The 14,918-nt window shown below is 67.7% G+C and carries 12 protein-coding genes and 2 pseudogenes; 5 read left to right on the forward strand and 9 right to left on the reverse strand.

The window, feature by feature from the left end:
• The first annotated feature begins 358 nt into the window (after positions 1–358).
• Positions 359–976, forward strand: a complete 618-nt coding sequence (locus ACFWFI_RS29975; RefSeq protein ID WP_387396135.1) for a HEAT repeat domain-containing protein — start codon at positions 359–361, stop codon at positions 974–976.
• 174 nt (positions 977–1,150) lie between these two features.
• Here ACFWFI_RS29975 and ACFWFI_RS29980 read toward each other — a convergent pair.
• Positions 1,151–2,364: pseudogene (locus ACFWFI_RS29980) on the reverse strand (IS1380 family transposase); the annotation flags it as partial.
• A 40-nt stretch (positions 2,365–2,404) separates the two neighbouring features.
• Positions 2,405–3,028, reverse strand: coding sequence for a TetR/AcrR family transcriptional regulator (locus ACFWFI_RS29985; protein ID WP_387396138.1), 624 nt, complete (start codon positions 3,026–3,028; stop codon positions 2,405–2,407).
• Between the two features lie 124 nt (positions 3,029–3,152).
• On the opposite strand from ACFWFI_RS29985, the gene ACFWFI_RS29990 reads away from it, so the two are divergent.
• Positions 3,153–4,604, forward strand: coding sequence for an amidase (locus ACFWFI_RS29990; RefSeq protein ID WP_387396140.1), 1,452 nt, complete (start codon positions 3,153–3,155; stop codon positions 4,602–4,604).
• Between the two features lie 408 nt (positions 4,605–5,012).
• A complete protein-coding gene (locus ACFWFI_RS29995) occupies positions 5,013–5,942 on the forward strand; it encodes an alpha/beta hydrolase (RefSeq protein ID WP_387396143.1) in 930 nt (309 codons plus the stop codon).
• A 379-nt stretch (positions 5,943–6,321) separates the two neighbouring features.
• On the opposite strand, the gene ACFWFI_RS30000 is transcribed toward ACFWFI_RS29995, so the two are convergent.
• The 5 genes and pseudogenes from ACFWFI_RS30000 to ACFWFI_RS30020 all read right to left on the reverse strand — a co-directional run bounded on the left by ACFWFI_RS30000 (position 6,322) and on the right by ACFWFI_RS30020 (position 10,570).
• Positions 6,322–6,648 carry a hypothetical protein gene (locus ACFWFI_RS30000; RefSeq protein WP_387396146.1) on the reverse strand — a complete coding sequence of 109 codons (327 nt, stop codon included), beginning with the start codon at positions 6,646–6,648 and terminating at the stop codon, positions 6,322–6,324.
• A 44-nt stretch (positions 6,649–6,692) separates the two neighbouring features.
• Positions 6,693–7,504, reverse strand: a pseudogene (locus ACFWFI_RS30005) (IS5 family transposase).
• A 492-nt stretch (positions 7,505–7,996) separates the two neighbouring features.
• Positions 7,997–8,686, reverse strand: coding sequence for an NADPH-dependent F420 reductase (locus ACFWFI_RS30010; protein WP_387396164.1), 690 nt, complete (start codon positions 8,684–8,686; stop codon positions 7,997–7,999).
• Positions 8,687–8,739: 53 nt separating this feature from the next.
• Positions 8,740–9,675: an SDR family oxidoreductase gene (locus tag ACFWFI_RS30015; RefSeq protein ID WP_387396149.1), complete on the reverse strand. Its 936-nt coding sequence runs from the start codon at positions 9,673–9,675 to the stop codon at positions 8,740–8,742.
• Positions 9,676–9,727: 52 nt separating this feature from the next.
• Complete coding sequence (locus tag ACFWFI_RS30020; protein ID WP_387396151.1) at positions 9,728–10,570, reverse strand: NADPH-dependent F420 reductase; 843 nt, start codon at positions 10,568–10,570, stop codon at positions 9,728–9,730.
• Between the two features lie 72 nt (positions 10,571–10,642).
• Here ACFWFI_RS30020 and ACFWFI_RS30025 point away from each other — a divergent pair, with 72 nt between their 5' ends.
• Entirely contained in the window at positions 10,643–11,551 is a 909-nt protein-coding gene (locus ACFWFI_RS30025; RefSeq protein ID WP_387396154.1) for a LysR family transcriptional regulator, read from the forward strand.
• 351 nt (positions 11,552–11,902) lie between these two features.
• Here ACFWFI_RS30025 and ACFWFI_RS30030 read toward each other — a convergent pair whose 3' ends face one another.
• Positions 11,903–12,214 (reverse strand): hypothetical protein, encoded by a 312-nt coding sequence (locus ACFWFI_RS30030; RefSeq protein ID WP_387396156.1) that lies wholly within the window; start codon positions 12,212–12,214, stop codon positions 11,903–11,905.
• Between the two features lie 216 nt (positions 12,215–12,430).
• On the opposite strand from ACFWFI_RS30030, the gene ACFWFI_RS30035 reads away from it, so the two are divergent.
• Positions 12,431–13,969, forward strand: a complete 1,539-nt coding sequence (locus ACFWFI_RS30035) for a glycoside hydrolase family 43 protein (RefSeq protein WP_387396158.1) — start codon at positions 12,431–12,433, stop codon at positions 13,967–13,969.
• A 62-nt stretch (positions 13,970–14,031) separates the two neighbouring features.
• Here ACFWFI_RS30035 and ACFWFI_RS30040 read toward each other — a convergent pair whose 3' ends face one another.
• Positions 14,032–14,370, reverse strand: coding sequence for a GNAT family N-acetyltransferase (locus ACFWFI_RS30040; protein ID WP_387396161.1), 339 nt, complete (start codon positions 14,368–14,370; stop codon positions 14,032–14,034).
• Between the last annotated feature and the right edge of the window lie 548 nt (positions 14,371–14,918).

The following is a 14,918-nucleotide window of genomic DNA, read 5'->3' on the forward strand; positions in this document are numbered from 1 at the left end:
GGACGGGCCTGGACCGTCCACTGCGGGGAGGGACGGGCTGCCCGGCCGGGACCGCGCGGGCTGTAGGTCCGCGAACGGATGTTCATCTGCCTGGTTCCTGCCGCCTGTCGCCGATCTGTTGTCGCCGAGCGAGAGATGCGGACATCGTGCTGATCGCATTGACTTGGCTCGGCTGTCGGACCGGCCTGCCATAGTGCCGCTGTGGATGGAGGCTCGCCCGGCCTGGCCGCGGGGGCAGCCGGCACTTCAGAAGTCGATTCCTATGGCTGTCTGAGCCTGCAGTCATTGCCCGCCGTTCAGTGTCAGTGGAAGCGCCGGGCGTTGCAGTTTGAGCGGACTTCATCAGGAGGCGTGCGCGGTGTTGACGTTGGACGAGGCGGTTGGTCAGCTTGACGACAGGTCTTCGGTGAGACGCCGTGCGGCCGCGAAACGACTGCGCAGACTCGCTGCCACGACGGCCGGCTCGTCGCTGCTGCGGGCCCTTCAGCGCGAGGTTCGCGACCTGCGGACGTGGGAAACTCAGTACCAGATGGTCATGGCTCTCGGAGCGTGCGACCACCGGCCGGCGGTCCCGTTCCTGAGCGATCTGGCTCAGCGGCCCCTGGATGCCACGGGGGTGTATGTCGCCTGTGGCGATTCGATCGTGCGCCTGCGCGGCGCCGAAGAGGGAACCTCAGCCCCTGTGCGATGGTGCCTGGACAGCGGAACGCCCATGCTTGCCGACGGAGCCCTCCGCGCTGTCGCCATGCTGCGCTCGGTGCCGGACCCGGAGACGGTCGACTACATCCTCGACTTTCTCGCACCGCTGCAGTCCCACGATGGACTGCGCTTCTGGGCCGCAGCGGCCGCAGCCGGATGGCCAGGTGAGCGGGTCCACGCATTTTTGGAGAGGTGCGCGGCAGGTCCGCGGGCGGACGTGGCTGATGCAGCGGCCTCGTCGTTGGAAGGCAAATACCAGACCTATCGCCAGCTCTAGCCTCGATCGTTCATGAGTCCTCGTCGGTTCGCTTGACGGGGACCTCGTGCTTGCGTGGTGCGGGATTTCGTGGACTGGGCCAGGTGGGCGGCCCGGCTGTCGCGTCGGGTGGGCGCCGGGGTTCCACGGCTCCGGGATGTTGCTGAGGCTCGTCGGGACGGTCGGAGTTGCTGGTCAGCCCGGGTTCGGCAGGGCTGCGATTCGTCGGATCGCGCGGGTGATCACAGCCGTCCAGGGCCATCGGGCGGTGAAACGGAGCCAGCGGCGGCCGGTGGTGACCAGCTGGGCAGCGGCAGAGAACAGCCGCACACGAAGCCGTTTGGGCTCCCAGCGGCGGGTTTCTGCGGCCATGGCGAGCATCGGCATCCAGGCCAGGAGGTCGAGTGAGAGAGACGATCTCCAGCCAGATCCGGTTCTGGGCGGTGTCGTGCAGGGGGAGGTTGCGCAGGCCGGTGTCGCGGGCGTTTCGGATGCGGTCCTCACAGCGGGCCCTGCGGCGGTGACGTAGTTCCAGGTCGGCGAGCTGGCCGCCTTGGGTGTTGGTCGCGATACAGGTGAGCCGCAGTCCGTCGAGGTCGGTGAAGCGCAACTGGGCGCCGGGGTGCGGCCGTTCTTTGCGGACGATGAGCCGCATGTCCTTGGGCCACGCGCTCACGTCGGGGATGTCGGTGATCTCTGCGACCCAGGCGCCGGGCCGCGCGGTGCCATTGGCGTCGTAGGCCGGCGTCCATGCCTTCTTCGGGATCTTCAGGACGGCCTGGTGGATGGCGTCGGTGATGGTCATTCCGACGGAATACGACAGCCACCGGCCCCGGCGGGAGAGCCAGTCGAGGAAAGCGTGGGTGCCACCGGCTGAGTCGGTGCGGATCAGTGTCTTGCGGCCCCGCCGTAGGTGCTTGGAGAGCTGGGCCAGAGCGAGTTGAGCTGTTTCGATGTGATCGCTCGCGGTGTCGGAGCCGGCGTTGCCGGGCCGCAGTAGCGCTGCAACCGGCTCTCCGGAACCGGCCTGGCCGTGGTCGACGAACGCGACGAGCGGATGATGGCCGAAGGTCTTCTTCCAGGTCACGGTGGCATCCTGCTTCTCGGAGTGCGCAAGGACGAGCACGCCGTCGATGTCCACGATCACGTGACCGTCGGCGGCCGGAGCGTCCGCCCACGGCCAGTTCCCAGACCTGCGACCGTGCTTCGGCCCGCGCCGACCGGATCGCGGTGAGCGCCTTCGGTCCAGCTGCGGCGAGGGAGTCGATGAGCCGGGAGACCGTGGGGTCGGATGCCACCGGGCCGAACACGTCGGGCTCGGCCCGCAGCATGGCGACATCGGCGAGGCAGTCCCCGCCCAGAGCCGTGGCAAGCGCGACCGCTTTCCAGGTGAGCGGGCGCGCCAGGTCACACTCGCATGCCCACGTTGAGCGGTGGTCGGGCGGGCGGTCAGTTAGCCGCCCTGTATGCGCCGTGGTGGGAGCGGTGCCGGTCCACGATTCCCTCGACGATCTTCATCAGGCGGTCTCCCGTCTGATCGATGCTTCCGTTCTGTGTGCTGACCTGCGCCCCTTCGAGTACGAAGGTGATCTCGGCCGCGGCCTGTCCTGGGTCGGACATCTGGGCTTCGGTGCACATGCCGATCAGCCTGCGGGTCTGGTGGGCCTTGTGGTCCTCGATCACTTGCCGTGCCGGATGAAGACGGTCGGGCAGCTCGGCGAGGGAGTTGATGAACGGGCAGCCCCTGTATGAGATCGCCGGCAGCCCCTCGGCGATGAAGCGGGCCAGGCCCAGAATCTGCTCCTCGGGCCGGTCGGGGTATTCGGTTTCCACGCGGTCGAAGGCCGCCTGATAGTCCGCGGCGACGATCCGCAGCCACTCCGCGACCAGCGCGTCTTTGGTCTCGAAGTGCCGGTAGATCGCCATTTTGGTGGTCTCGGCCTTGTCGGCGATCGTCTGGACCCCCACCTGCCGGATCCCTTCCTTCTGGAAGAGCTCTTCGGCCGCGTCGAGAATGCGCTCACGAGGCGGCAGCTTCGCCACTCTGCTTGGCCTTCTGAGGGTCGATGCCATGACTGCTCCGTCACTCCGGTCGATTGCGCGGTTCACAACCTCTCTCACGGTACCAGTCCGACCCCTTCGATACCGCAGGGTATCGTTCGGTACTCGACGGTATTGTTCTTGTCAGGGAGTGGCAGTGAGAGTTTCTGAGTACGTGAGCTTCGACGCAGTCGGGCTGGCGGAGCTGGTGGCCAAGGGCGAGGTACTCCCCGCCGAACTGGAGGCAGCCGCGCGCGAGGCTGTACAGGCAGTTGATCCGCGGATCAACGCCGTCGTGGAGACCTGGCTGACCGACGACGAACCAGTCCCCGGCAGCACACCACTGGCCGGCGTCCCTTTTCTGATCAAAGACATCGCGGTGGCCATGGCCGGGAGGCGGATGGAGCTGGGAAGCCGCCTGGCGGCCGGTAACGTCGCCGGCGCCGACTCCTCGCTGATGCAGCGCTTCCGGCGGGCGGGCCTCGTGACGTTCGGGCGCACCGCGACACCGGAGATGGCCTATGGCATCTCGACGGAATCAGCGTTGTACGGCACGACCCGCAACCCGTGGGACCTGGAGCGCAGCGCGGGCGGATCCAGTGGAGGCGCTGCCGCCGCTGTCGCCGCCGGGGTGGTCCCGGTCGCCCATGGCACCGACGCCGCCGGATCGCTCCGTATCCCCGCCGCCTACAACGGCCTCTTCGGGATCAAGCCCACCCGTGGCCGGGTCTCCATGGGGCCCGACGTCGACGAGGTCTTCAACGGCCTGGCCGTGCACGGCAGCGTCAGCCGCACCGTACGCGACAGTGCGGTACTGCTCGACCAGATACGCGGCCCGGAATCGGGCGACCCCTACTTCGCCCAGCAGCCGTCACGGCCGTACGCGGAGGAAGTCACCCGTCATCCGGGCTCGTTGCGGATCGGTGTCCTCACCCAGGCGTGGGGCGGACGCCGTACTACCGCACCGGTGACCGACGCCCTCTCCCGCACCGTGCGGTTGCTTGAATCCCTCGGTCACCAGGTGGAGGAGGCCGAGGTCGACCTCGGCGCCGACTGGGAGGAATCCGTCCTGGCCAACGCCCGAATCATGACGGTGAACCTCACCACCCTGGTCGACGGGCTGGCCGCCGCCTTCGACCGTCCCGTCGACTCCTCGACCCTTGAGCCGACGACCCTCGCCGGCTACCACTACGGGCAGCGGGTCGGCGGCGCGCAGTTCCTCACCGCTCTCGCGATGCGAAACCGGGTGGCCCGAAGCCTGGCGCGGTACTTCGACGAGTACGACATCCTCCTCACGCCGACCCTGCCGGAGCCTCCCGTGCTTCTGGGCACCCATACCGAGGGTGCGGAGACACTGGACGGTCTCGGCTGGATAGAGCGCATCAATGACCTGTCGCCGTTCACCATGCCGTTCAACGTGGCGGGCACGCCCGCCATGTCCGTACCTGTGACGGCCGACGCCGGGACGGGGCTCCCGGTCGGTATGCAGTTCGCCGCCGGATATGGCCTTGAAATCCGACTCTTCCGCCTCGCCGGCCAACTCGAACAGGCAAGTCCGTGGTCAGGCCGAACCCCCACGGTATGGGCAGGGAACCACCCAGGCCGCTGAAGAATGCTCCTGGCACGCTGCAGAGAGACATTGAAGGATTCTTGTCGGTCTCATGACCGAAAATTCTCGCGGCGCACGGGACGGATGCCCTCAATGCCGAGGCGAAGCCGCGGGTATGCCGACCTCGACGATATGGGGCGGCCCTCGTGGTTGCCCTCTTCATGGTGGTGACCCGGCCTCGGAGGATCCTCTCGCGCATGCGATCGCGATCGATCCGCCTGCGGCGCACAGCACGGGAAGAACATGACGTCCATGCCGTCGGGGTCGCGAACGCAGGCGGGCAGGCCGTGAGAAATCCGAGGCGAATGCGGCGCCGCCGAGCCTCAAGCGGACGTAGGAATTCATTCAGACCTGAGCGGCCGCGACACCACGACGCGTGAACAGAGATCCCTTGAAGGAGTGTCCGCCATGGTTGAGCGCATCGACGTAACCATTCCCCTGCCGGACGGCATCGAACTGGCCGCCTGGCTGTTCCTTCCCGAGAACGCCGAGAAGCCGTTGCCCGCCATCACCATGGCCCACGGTTTCGGCGGCACCCGCCATCACAGCATCGAGCACACAGCCCGCCGCTTCAGCGAGGCCGGCTACGCGGTTCTCCTCCACGATCATCGCAACTTCGGCGACAGCGGCGGCACACCTCGCCAGGACATCGACCCCTACCAGCAGATCGCGGACTGGCGATGGGCGATCACCTACCTCGGCACACGCGGGGAAATCGACGAACAGCGTATCGGCATCTGGGGATTCAGCTACGCCGGTGGTCACGCCCTGGTCCTCGGGGCCACCGACCGCCGCATCAAAGCCGTTTACGCCCAGTCTCCCACCGTCAGCGGCTACGAGACCGGACTGCGCCGCGTCCCGCCCCACGAGGTACGCGCCCTGGAAGAGCGCTTCCACCAGGACGAACGCGACCAGCTGGCCGGCAAGCCGCCCGTCTACGTACCTTTCGTCGACACCGACACGAGCCATGGCTCCCCGGCGGCCTACCCACAGAAGGGCGCGGCCGACTTCTACCTGCACCGGGCACGGGACGACACGTGGACGAACGAGGTGACCCTTCAGTCCAACCGCCGCGCCCGCGCCTACGAACCCGGTCAGTGGATCTCCCGTATCGCCCCCACCCCCCTGCTGATGCTCGTGGCCAAGGGCGACGACGTCGCCCCCGCCGACATTGCCCTCGACGGCTTCAACCGCGCCTGCGAACCGAAGAAGCTCGTCCTCACGGACGGCAACCACTTCTTGTCCTACATCCAGCAGTTCGAACTCTCTTCCACGGTCGCGATCGACTGGTTCGACACCCACCTCAGGACCGCCGAGAAGAACGACTCCGACCGGTGAGCCCGCTTCGCTGCGTCCAGCCTCGACACGGACACTCGGGTACCACCCGATACGCTCACTCACCTGAAGAGTGCCTCTCCCCGTGCGGCTGACAGAGCCCTGAATGAATCACATCGTTGCAGATCAGGGGCACTATTCGCTTATTCGGTCAAGGCATGGACGAGCGCGCTGACGAAAGCGCGAGGCTAAGGGCTGTCCCGTAATGCCCGGTGGATCAGCGCGCGGCGTCGGATGCGGTGCATCGCAAGGCGGAGGGGCGTCCTCATACTGGGCGTATTCGGGCGACCCGACAACGCGGCGAGATGCCGTAGCTGTCGTCGTGCGCCCGCCGGGTGTTACGGGACAGCCCTTACAACGGCTAACACAATGAGATGTTCGACTACATGCAGGCGATGGAGCGGATGAGGTCTTCCGAGAGGAAGACGGTGAATCGACGCTGTGAGCCGGTGATCGTCGCCAGGTAGACCTGGGCTGTTCCCGCGGCGTGGAGTCTGTCGACGGCTTTGGCCAGTCCGGGACGGGGGGTGACTTTGGTGTCGAGCATGACCTGGTGCCGGTGGGACCAGATGTCCCAGAGTTGGCGTGCGGACGCGGTTTGGCTGTGGAATAGCTCGAAGTCCGCGCCTGCCCGGAGTTCGGCCAGAGCGGCACGGGCAGATGTGCTGTCGTCCCGCGCGAGTGCTGATTCCAGGCCGTCACGGTTCATGCGATCAGTCTGCCGGACCGCTCCTCGGCGTGGGCGGGTGCCGACTAGGTAAGGGACAGCACTTGTCGGTGAGTGATGAGGCAGCAGGCAAGTTTGAGGAAGGCTTCATGGATGTCTGCTCGTCGTTCCCAGCGGATGCGGAGGCGTTTGAAGCCGTGGAGCCAGGCGAAACTGCGCTCGACGACCCAGCGGTAGGTGCCCAGTCCTGTGCCGTGAAGGGTGCCGCGGCGGGCGATGGCAGGGACGATGCGGCGTTGTCGGACCTGGTCGCGGTAGATGTCGTGGTCATACCCGCGGTCCGCGAAGAGCGAATCCGGTTTGCGTCGTGGGTGCCCGACCCGACCCCTGACAGGTGGGATGGCGTCGATCAGCGGCATGAGCTGCGTGACGTCGTTGCGGTTGCCACCGGTGAGGATCACGGCGAGCGGGGTGCCATGCCCGTCCGTGATCAGGTGGTGTTTCGATCCGGTTCGGCCACGATCGACCGGACTCGGTCCCGTCCGGCTCCCCCTTTTATGGCCCGCACGTGGCTGGAGTCGACCACCGCCCGCGACCAGTCGAGACGAGCCGCCGCGTTCAGCTCGGCCAGCAGTACTTCGTGCAGTTGCTGCCACACGCCGGCCTCGTTCCAGTCCCGCAAGCGCCGCCAGCAGGTCATACCCGACCCGAAGCCCAACTGCTTGGGCAGGTACTCCCATTGGATGCCGGTGTGCAGCACGAAAAGGATGCCGCACAGCACCTGCCGGTCCGGCAGAGGTTTCCGGCCTGGGTGCCGGAACCTGCGCTCCCTGCGTGGCAGCAGCGGTTCCATCCGCTCCCACAGGTCATCCGACACGATCCACGGCGAAGCCCCCATGCCGTGACAACGCTGAACTCCTGACGCGGACACGGTCACCAGGACCGAAACACCTCATTGTGTTAGCCGTTGTTAGACCGGCCGAACTGACTCCGGCGCACAGTTGGGCTGGGCGGGTTCAATTCGCTCGTCGGTAGCCAATGAGGCGTCTTTCCGCGCGGGTACGGCAGTTGGAGAAGTGAGGGAGGCCCAATCCCCCGGCGGGAACAGGACGGTCCAAGAAACGAATGCCGGTACGCCGAAAGGCGACGGGAAACCGGGACACCGCGGCCGCACCCTTCGCGGTCGTCCCGCGCAACCGGCCGGATACAGGCAGGTGCCTGGCACGAGAGGTAGCTGACGTGGAACGGGGTGAGCCTTTGAGGCACCAAAGCTGAAGTACCGGAACCCAACGACAAGTTGGGCAGAGTTCTGTGTTGTGGCCCCGCCCCACACCTACCGGACGGGGCCACAACACGGCCGGACCGTACCGCGGCCCGCGCCAACTTGCGGTTACCGCGTTGCGGCGGCCAGTGCCGCGCGGATGGCGTTCTCGCCGACCGGCTGGCCCTTCTCGTCCGAGAACGGCCCATACGGGGTCCCCCACACCGGCGTGCCCGTCGCCTGCCGCCAGCTATCGGCCAGCGGTCCCGCGTCTACCACGCCGTACCCGATGGATTCGATGAATTCGGTCACCGCCGCCTTCGCCGGCGCGGAGTCCCCGGCGATCGGCAGGTAGGAGCGGTCGGCCGTCCCCGCCGGGCGGGCGAGTGACAGCAGGTGTTTGAAGAAGATGTTGTTGAATGCTTTCACGAGCATGACGTCCGGGATGTACCGCAGCAGCAGCTCGCTGGAGGTGAGCGACTTGCTGTCCAGCTCGAGGATGTGCCCGTCACGCTCGGGGCCGTAGTTGCACGTGTCGATGACCGTCTTCCCGGCCAGTGGCGCGGCGGGCAAGTTGGGGAAGGCATTGACCGGCACCGTGACCACGACGATGTCACCGGCCGCCGCGGCCTCCTCGCTCGTCGCCGCGGATGCCCGCGGCCCCAGTTCCGCGGCAGTGTCCGCGAGCGTTTCCGGACCGCGCGAGTTGCTGAGCACGACATGGTGCCCGGCCTCGATGGCGAGCCGCGCGACGGTACTGCCGATGTATCCGCTTCCGATGAATCCCACAGTCGTCGTCATATTCTCAGGCCCCTCCAGAAGAGCCGTATCCTTCTCATTTACCGGACTCGTTGCGATCCGGGTCCCTGCCGTCAGCCGGCGGAGAAGTAATGGCCGTTGTCCAAATCGGCGAGCAGGCCGGGCTGAGCGGGTTCCCAGCCGAGGGTCCGGCGGGTGATGAGGTTTGACGCCGGGTAGTTCTGCGTGACTATGTTCGCGAGGAACCCGAAGTATCCCGGCACCATCAGTACGTCCGCGGGAACGCTCACGGTGGGCAGGCCCAGACGGCTGCCAATGGCCTCGGCGATCTCGCGGAGCGGGATGGCCCCGTCCCCGACCGCGTGCCAATTCTGGCCAGCCGGCCCCTTCTCCAGCGCCAAGCGGAACAAGGAGGCGACATCGCGGACGTGCACGGCGTTCCACAGGTTCGCGCCGTCTCCGGGGTAGCCGACGAAGCCCTTCTCCTTCGCGAGCGCGATCAGCTGCATGAGGAAGCCGGCGCGATCGGTCGTGCTGTGCGCGATGTTGGCAATCCGCACGACCGAGGACCGCACTCCCCGCTCGGCGAGGCCGACTACGGCGGTTTCCACGACGTTACGAACCCGCAGGGAACCCTTGTACTCATCGCCGCCGGGAAGGGCCGGGTCCTCCTCGGTGGCCGGCCGGCCCAGGTTCCCGGGCGAGCCGATGCTGCCCGCCGCGACCAGCGGCTTTCCGGTATCCGCGAGTGCCTCGCCGTAGGCGAGGATGATCGGGAGCTCCGCGGCGGCCACGGCGTCGATCCCGCCGGACGGAAGCAAGTCCTGCCTGTGCGCGACGTGGATGACGCCGTCGGAATCCCCGGCCGCCTCCTTGAGCCCGTCGAGATCCTCGAGGTCGCCGCGACGCACCTTCGCGCCGAGCGCGGACACCGCCGCCGCTGCCGTGTCCGACCGGGCCAGGCCGGTGACCTCGTGCCCGGCGGCGATGAGCTCGGGGATGATGTACGAACCGGAATGGCCGGTCCCGCCAGTGACGAAAACGCGCACGCTACTGCTCCTTGTGAATGATGTGGCGCGAGAAGTGGTGGCGCGGGTGCGCTCAGCTGAGAATGCTGACGCCGAGGGAGAAGTTTGTGTGCTTGACGGAGTGGGCGACGAGACCCAGCATCAACAGGCCGGCGTTCTCCAGTGTCCGCGCCATTGGCAGCTGCCCGGTGTCCATCGGGCGCAGTCCCAGGCTCTCGATGAACGCTGACACGCGTCTCTTTGCCTGCGCGTCGTCGCCGGCGATGAACACGTCCAATCGGCGGCCATCGGCTGGGCCGGCGGCCAGAACATTGGAGTACAGGGTGTTGAACGCCTTGACGACATGCGAGCCGGCGGGGGCGGCCTTGGCGATCTCCTGCGCGGCGGAACTGCCGTCGGGGGTGACAAGGCCCTTGAAATCGGGGGAGACGGGGTTGGTGATGTCGATGATGACCTTGCCGTGCAGTGCGTCCCCGTACTCGCCAACCACCGCCGCCGCGCTGGCGTACGGCACGGCGAGGACAACGATGTCCCCGGCCGGGGCGATGCCGGCCGTCCCGACAGTGGCGCCGCCGAGCGCGGCGGCAACTTCCTTGGCTTTGGCCGGGTCGCGACCGATGATCTCGACGGCGTTGCCGCCGGCGAGTGCCCGGCCGGCCAGGGCGCTGGCCATGTTCCCCAGGCCGATAATGCTGACGCTGCTGATTGGTGTGCCTGCTTTCTGGTGCTGAATAGGGCGCCATGCCCTACCCGATCGTTGTTGACGGTTGTGTCGTCGATGCCGGCGAATGACGCGGCGGGCCTGGCTCAATTCATGATGTGCTGATTCTGGTTCGGGGCCTGCTACCAAGTCCCGATGTCGAATTCCTATGCCTAATTCGCTCCGGCCCCATCGGGTACCTATGGAGAATGTCATTGGCCTGAAGGGGTGTCCAAGACCTCTTTCAGCCGCTGCGATACCCTGAAGGCATCGCCGGCGGGAGGCTTCATGGATCTGGACCTGCGCAAGTTGCGCTACTTCGTCGCCGTCGCCGACAGGCTGCACTTCGGCCGCGCCGCCGATGAGCTGCACATCGCGCAGCCGGTGCTCAGTCGGCAGATCCGCGCGCTGGAAAAGGATCTCGGCACCCCGCTGCTGACAAGGGACAGCCACGGCGTGGCGCTGACCGACGCCGGCAGGCAACTGCTGACCGACGCCGGCCCGCTGTTGGCCTCCGCGCACGCGGCCCGCCGCCGGGTGACCGTGGCCGCGCGGGGCAGCCAGCGGATAATGGTCGGCTTCCGGGCGGGCATCGCGGTCGCCCCGGCGGTACGGCTGTTCGCCGCCCGGCACCCAGACGTTCTGGTGGACGTGCAGCGGATCGAATGGGACGACCAGGCCCCGATGCTGCTCGACGGCCGCATCGACGTCGGCTATGTGCGACTGCCCATGGACGAGGCCGGCCTGCGCGTCGCCCCGCTGTATACCGAGCCGCTGGTGGCGGTGCTGCCCGCCGGCCACGAACTGGCCGGCCGGGAGCAGATCACCGAGGCCGACCTGGCCGGCGAGCCTCTGGTCTGGCATATGGACACGAGCACGCAGCCCACCAGGAGGCCGCACCCTAACGCCGGGTACCGGGTGCGCGGGGTGGACGAGACGCTCGAGCATGTCGCGGCCGGCCGGGGCATCTCGTTCCTGGCCCGTTCGGCGACCGTGTTCTACTCGCATCCGAACATCAGCTACGTGCCCGTCCCGGATCTGGCGTCCGACCAGGTGTGCCTCGCGGTGGCGGCATCGCACACCTCGCCGGTGGTCGACGACTTCTTCACCGCGGCTCAGGCGGCGGCCGAGATCACGGCAGAATGTGGGAACTATGAAATGTGGCAGCTTGGAAGCGGTGCCGTTCCAATGAGGTGATCTCAGAGAAAGCGAATCGGGCACCCGGTTCTCAACCACGCGAGAGGCGTGTTCCGGAGGGGCGACCTGGCGCACGTGGTGCCCGGCCCACCGATCCCCACACTCGGGCCGCCCGACTCCGCCAGGAAGCTTTTAGCAGCCTCGTGCATGCGCACCTCGCCGCTTTCCTCCAGTCGCTCGCGCCACAGCTCAACGGATACGTGCCGCCCGGGAAACCAATCCGGTCGCACGCAGGGTCTCCTCGGTCTCCGCAGTGAAACCCACACAACACCGGCTCCCCGCAGGGGCGTCGCCGTCGCGTCCAGCCATGCCTCGGCCAACGTGGTGTCCTCCGGCAGGATCTGCCCGTGCTCAGCCGGCCAGCCAGGCCGCCATGCACTCCCCGCGTGGGTCCATCTGCGACGTCGGCCCGTCCAGGATCAGCAGGGGAGTCCGCCGGATGAGCTTGGCCGATGTCGACTTGCCCGAACCGTTCTTGCCGACGACGGGCAGAATCTTGCCGACGACGGTCAGGATCTCGCCGCGACGCAGGGTGAGCGAGACGTCGGCGACGGCGGGCTCGACGCCGCGATATGGCCGAAACGCCGGTGCCTGAAACGCATGGGGCGCACGAGGCTTCCAGCGAGGGCCGAAGCGCCTTGCGGCCGCGGGAGAAGGGGGCACGCGATGTCTGTCGAAGCGCTTCGACAGGCATGTTGAGGCAGGCGCTAGACGCTCCTACGCCCGAGGACCACTCGCCGTCCGAATTGGCTGATGTAATGCTCCTGCCCTACTTCCGGCAGAGCCTATTGACACCCTTCCGCCCGGCTGCCATCTTCGAAGCGCTTCAACGATCATGACCGTGGGACACGGTCCTGGCCCGAGCCCCGAGGACAGATCATGGCGTTCTTCGACAATCCCGTGATACCCGGCTTCAGTCCGGATCCGAGCATCTGCCGCGTCGGCGAGGACTACTACGTGGCGACGTCCAGCTTCGAGTACGTGCCCGGCGTACCGCTGTGGCACAGCAGGGACCTCGTGCACTGGCGGCTGATCGGGCATGCGCTGGACCGTCCGTCACAGCTGACACTGCCTGATGACGCCCCGTCCTCGTGCGGGGTGTACGCCCCCACGCTGCGGCACCACGGCGGCCGCTTCTGGATGATCACAACCGTGGTGGCGGGGGCGGGTAACGTCCTGGTGACCGCCGAGGACCCCGCCGGCCCGTGGTCGGAGCCCGTGCCGGTAGGCATCCCCGGCATCGATCCCGACCTGGCCTGGGACGACGAGGGGAACTGCTGGTGCGTGTTCTCCAATGACGGGATCCGCGGGGTGCGCATCGAGCCGGAGACGGGGCAATTGCTCAGCGAGCCCGTGGAGATGTGGTCGGGAAGCGGGCTCCAGTATCCCGAGGGCCCGCACCTCTACCGGATCGGTGACTGGTGGTATCTGCTGTTGTCGGAGGGCGGGACGGAACGCGGGCACGCGATGTCGATCGCCAGGGCCCGCTCTCTGCCGGGGCCGTTCGAACCGCACCCGGACAACCCCGTGCTGTCGCACCGCAGTACCGGCCACCCGGTGCAGAACACCGGACATGGCGATCTGGTGAAAGCGCACGACGACACCTGGTGGATGGTGCTGCTCGGTACTCGGCCCCGCGGTGACACCCCGAAGTTCCACGGTATGGGCCGGGAGACATTCCTGGCGCCGGTGCGGTGGGAGGACGAGTGGCCGCTGCCTGGGCCGCTGGAACTCCGCGCTCCGGCACCGGAGCTGGCTCCGCATCCCTGGCCCGCCGAGCCGCACCGCGACGACTTCGACTCCCTCGCCCTCGCGCCCTGCTGGGTGTCGCTGAGGCGGCACGACCCGAGCGCCGTACGCCTTGACGAACGGCCCGGCCACCTGGTGCTGCACGCCCGTGCGGACAGTATGGACAAGCCCGGAGCGCTGTTCGTGGGACGGCGTCAGCGCGATCCCGACTGCGGCGCGCGGACGCGGGTCGACGTCGGGGAAGGAGGCAGGGGTGGCCTTGCCGTGCGGCTGGACGAGGCGCACCACTTCCAGGTGGAGCTGGAGGACGGCACGGTGCGTGCGGTCGCCCGCATCGGTCCGTTGCGTGGGACGATCGCCGAACGGTCCGTGCCCTCCGGTCCTTTGACGCTGCGGATCGACGTGACCACGACCGATGTCCTGCCGCCCACCGTCACCGTACGTCCTGCCGGTCCCGACGCCGGGGCCCCGTCCGGCCTGCGCGTCGGCGCCCCCGACACCCTCCGCCTCGGGTACGAGACCGACGACGGACACTTCGAGATCCTCGCGGAGCTCGACGGCCGCTACCTCACCACAGAGGTCGCGGGAGGGTTCACCGGCCGGGTCGTCGGTATGTACGCGACCCGGGGCACCCCGGCCTTCGACTGGTTCGAGCTGCGGCCGGCCTGAGGGCGCCCGACTACCGCGACCCGGCCGCCGTCCGGGCGGATCGAGTAGCGGGAACGGGCCGTTCAGCGAGCCAGGGTGGCCTCCAGCCACTGCAGGATCTCAGGTGTGACCGGGTCGGTGATGTCGGCGAACTCCTCGTGCTTCTTGAGGAACTTCGCCACGTACGGGCAGACCGGAACGATGCGCTTGCCCGAGTCCCGTACGTGGCTCAGCGCCTCCTGTACGAGAACGGAGGCCAGTCCCTGCCCCGCGAAGGCGTCATCGATCTCGGTGTGGAAGAAGACCCGCTGCCCGTCGCGGTCGCGGTAGGCGGTGAACCCCGCACTCACCTCGTCGACCAGGATCTCGTAGCGGTGCCTGGCGTCCACGTTCCGGACGAGGGGGGTGGCGGCCTGAGTCATCGTGTGCTCCCTTTCGGGCGTGTCTGGTTGCCACGTGGTGCGATGGTGGCGTTGGGCAGGGCAGGGCAGGGCAGGTGCGGGGATGCGGTCACCGGGGTACCCCGTCGACATGGCCGAAGCGGTCGGAGGCGGCCTCCCGGTCCCGGCGTGCCCCGACGACGTCCTCGTGACCACGGCCCACGAAATTCCATCGGACGCCGAGGAGTCACACTATATGGCCGCCACGAAGCCGGCCCGTGGCACGGGCACGCTCTTCGAGCGGCCAGGGCCGAACGCATCAAGAGGCACGGCGAGATGTGCTTCGAGGAGTACGCCGAGGAGCGGAGGGCAGTGCAGCGGCACCTCACGGCAGGGGCACTCAGGAATCTGAACTCACTGCCGGAGCACCGCATCCTCCTCCCGGCACTCGGCACTCGGCAGCAGGCGGATGAACATGAATAAGCACTACTGGAGCCCGGCCGCCGTGGTCCGCAGCGAGTCGAGCAGCCCGCGCAATGCGGGCTGGCCCGCCGGGGGCGGCTCCCCCCCCCCCGCCAGGTGAGGTCAGA

The sequence above is a fragment of the Streptomyces sp. NPDC060209 genome (assembly GCF_042728155.1).
Classification (GTDB): Bacteria; Actinomycetota; Actinomycetes; order Streptomycetales; family Streptomycetaceae; genus Streptomyces.

Bases quoted from the DNA above. Each gene is read 5' to 3' on its own strand.
- ACFWFI_RS30020 (WP_387396151.1), bottom strand. From the start codon at position 10,570: ATGACATTCTCCATAGGTACCCGATGGGGCCGGAGCGAATTAGGCATA.
- ACFWFI_RS30035 (WP_387396158.1), top strand. From the start codon at position 12,431: ATGGCGTTCTTCGACAATCCCGTGATACCCGGCTTCAGTCCGGATCCG.
- ACFWFI_RS29995 (WP_387396143.1), top strand. From the start codon at position 5,013: ATGGTTGAGCGCATCGACGTAACCATTCCCCTGCCGGACGGCATCGAA.
- ACFWFI_RS30040 (WP_387396161.1), bottom strand. From the start codon at position 14,370: ATGACTCAGGCCGCCACCCCCCTCGTCCGGAACGTGGACGCCAGGCAC.
- ACFWFI_RS29985 (WP_387396138.1), bottom strand. From the start codon at position 3,028: ATGGCATCGACCCTCAGAAGGCCAAGCAGAGTGGCGAAGCTGCCGCCT.
- ACFWFI_RS30025 (WP_387396154.1), top strand. From the start codon at position 10,643: ATGGATCTGGACCTGCGCAAGTTGCGCTACTTCGTCGCCGTCGCCGAC.
- ACFWFI_RS30000 (WP_387396146.1), bottom strand. From the start codon at position 6,648: ATGAACCGTGACGGCCTGGAATCAGCACTCGCGCGGGACGACAGCACA.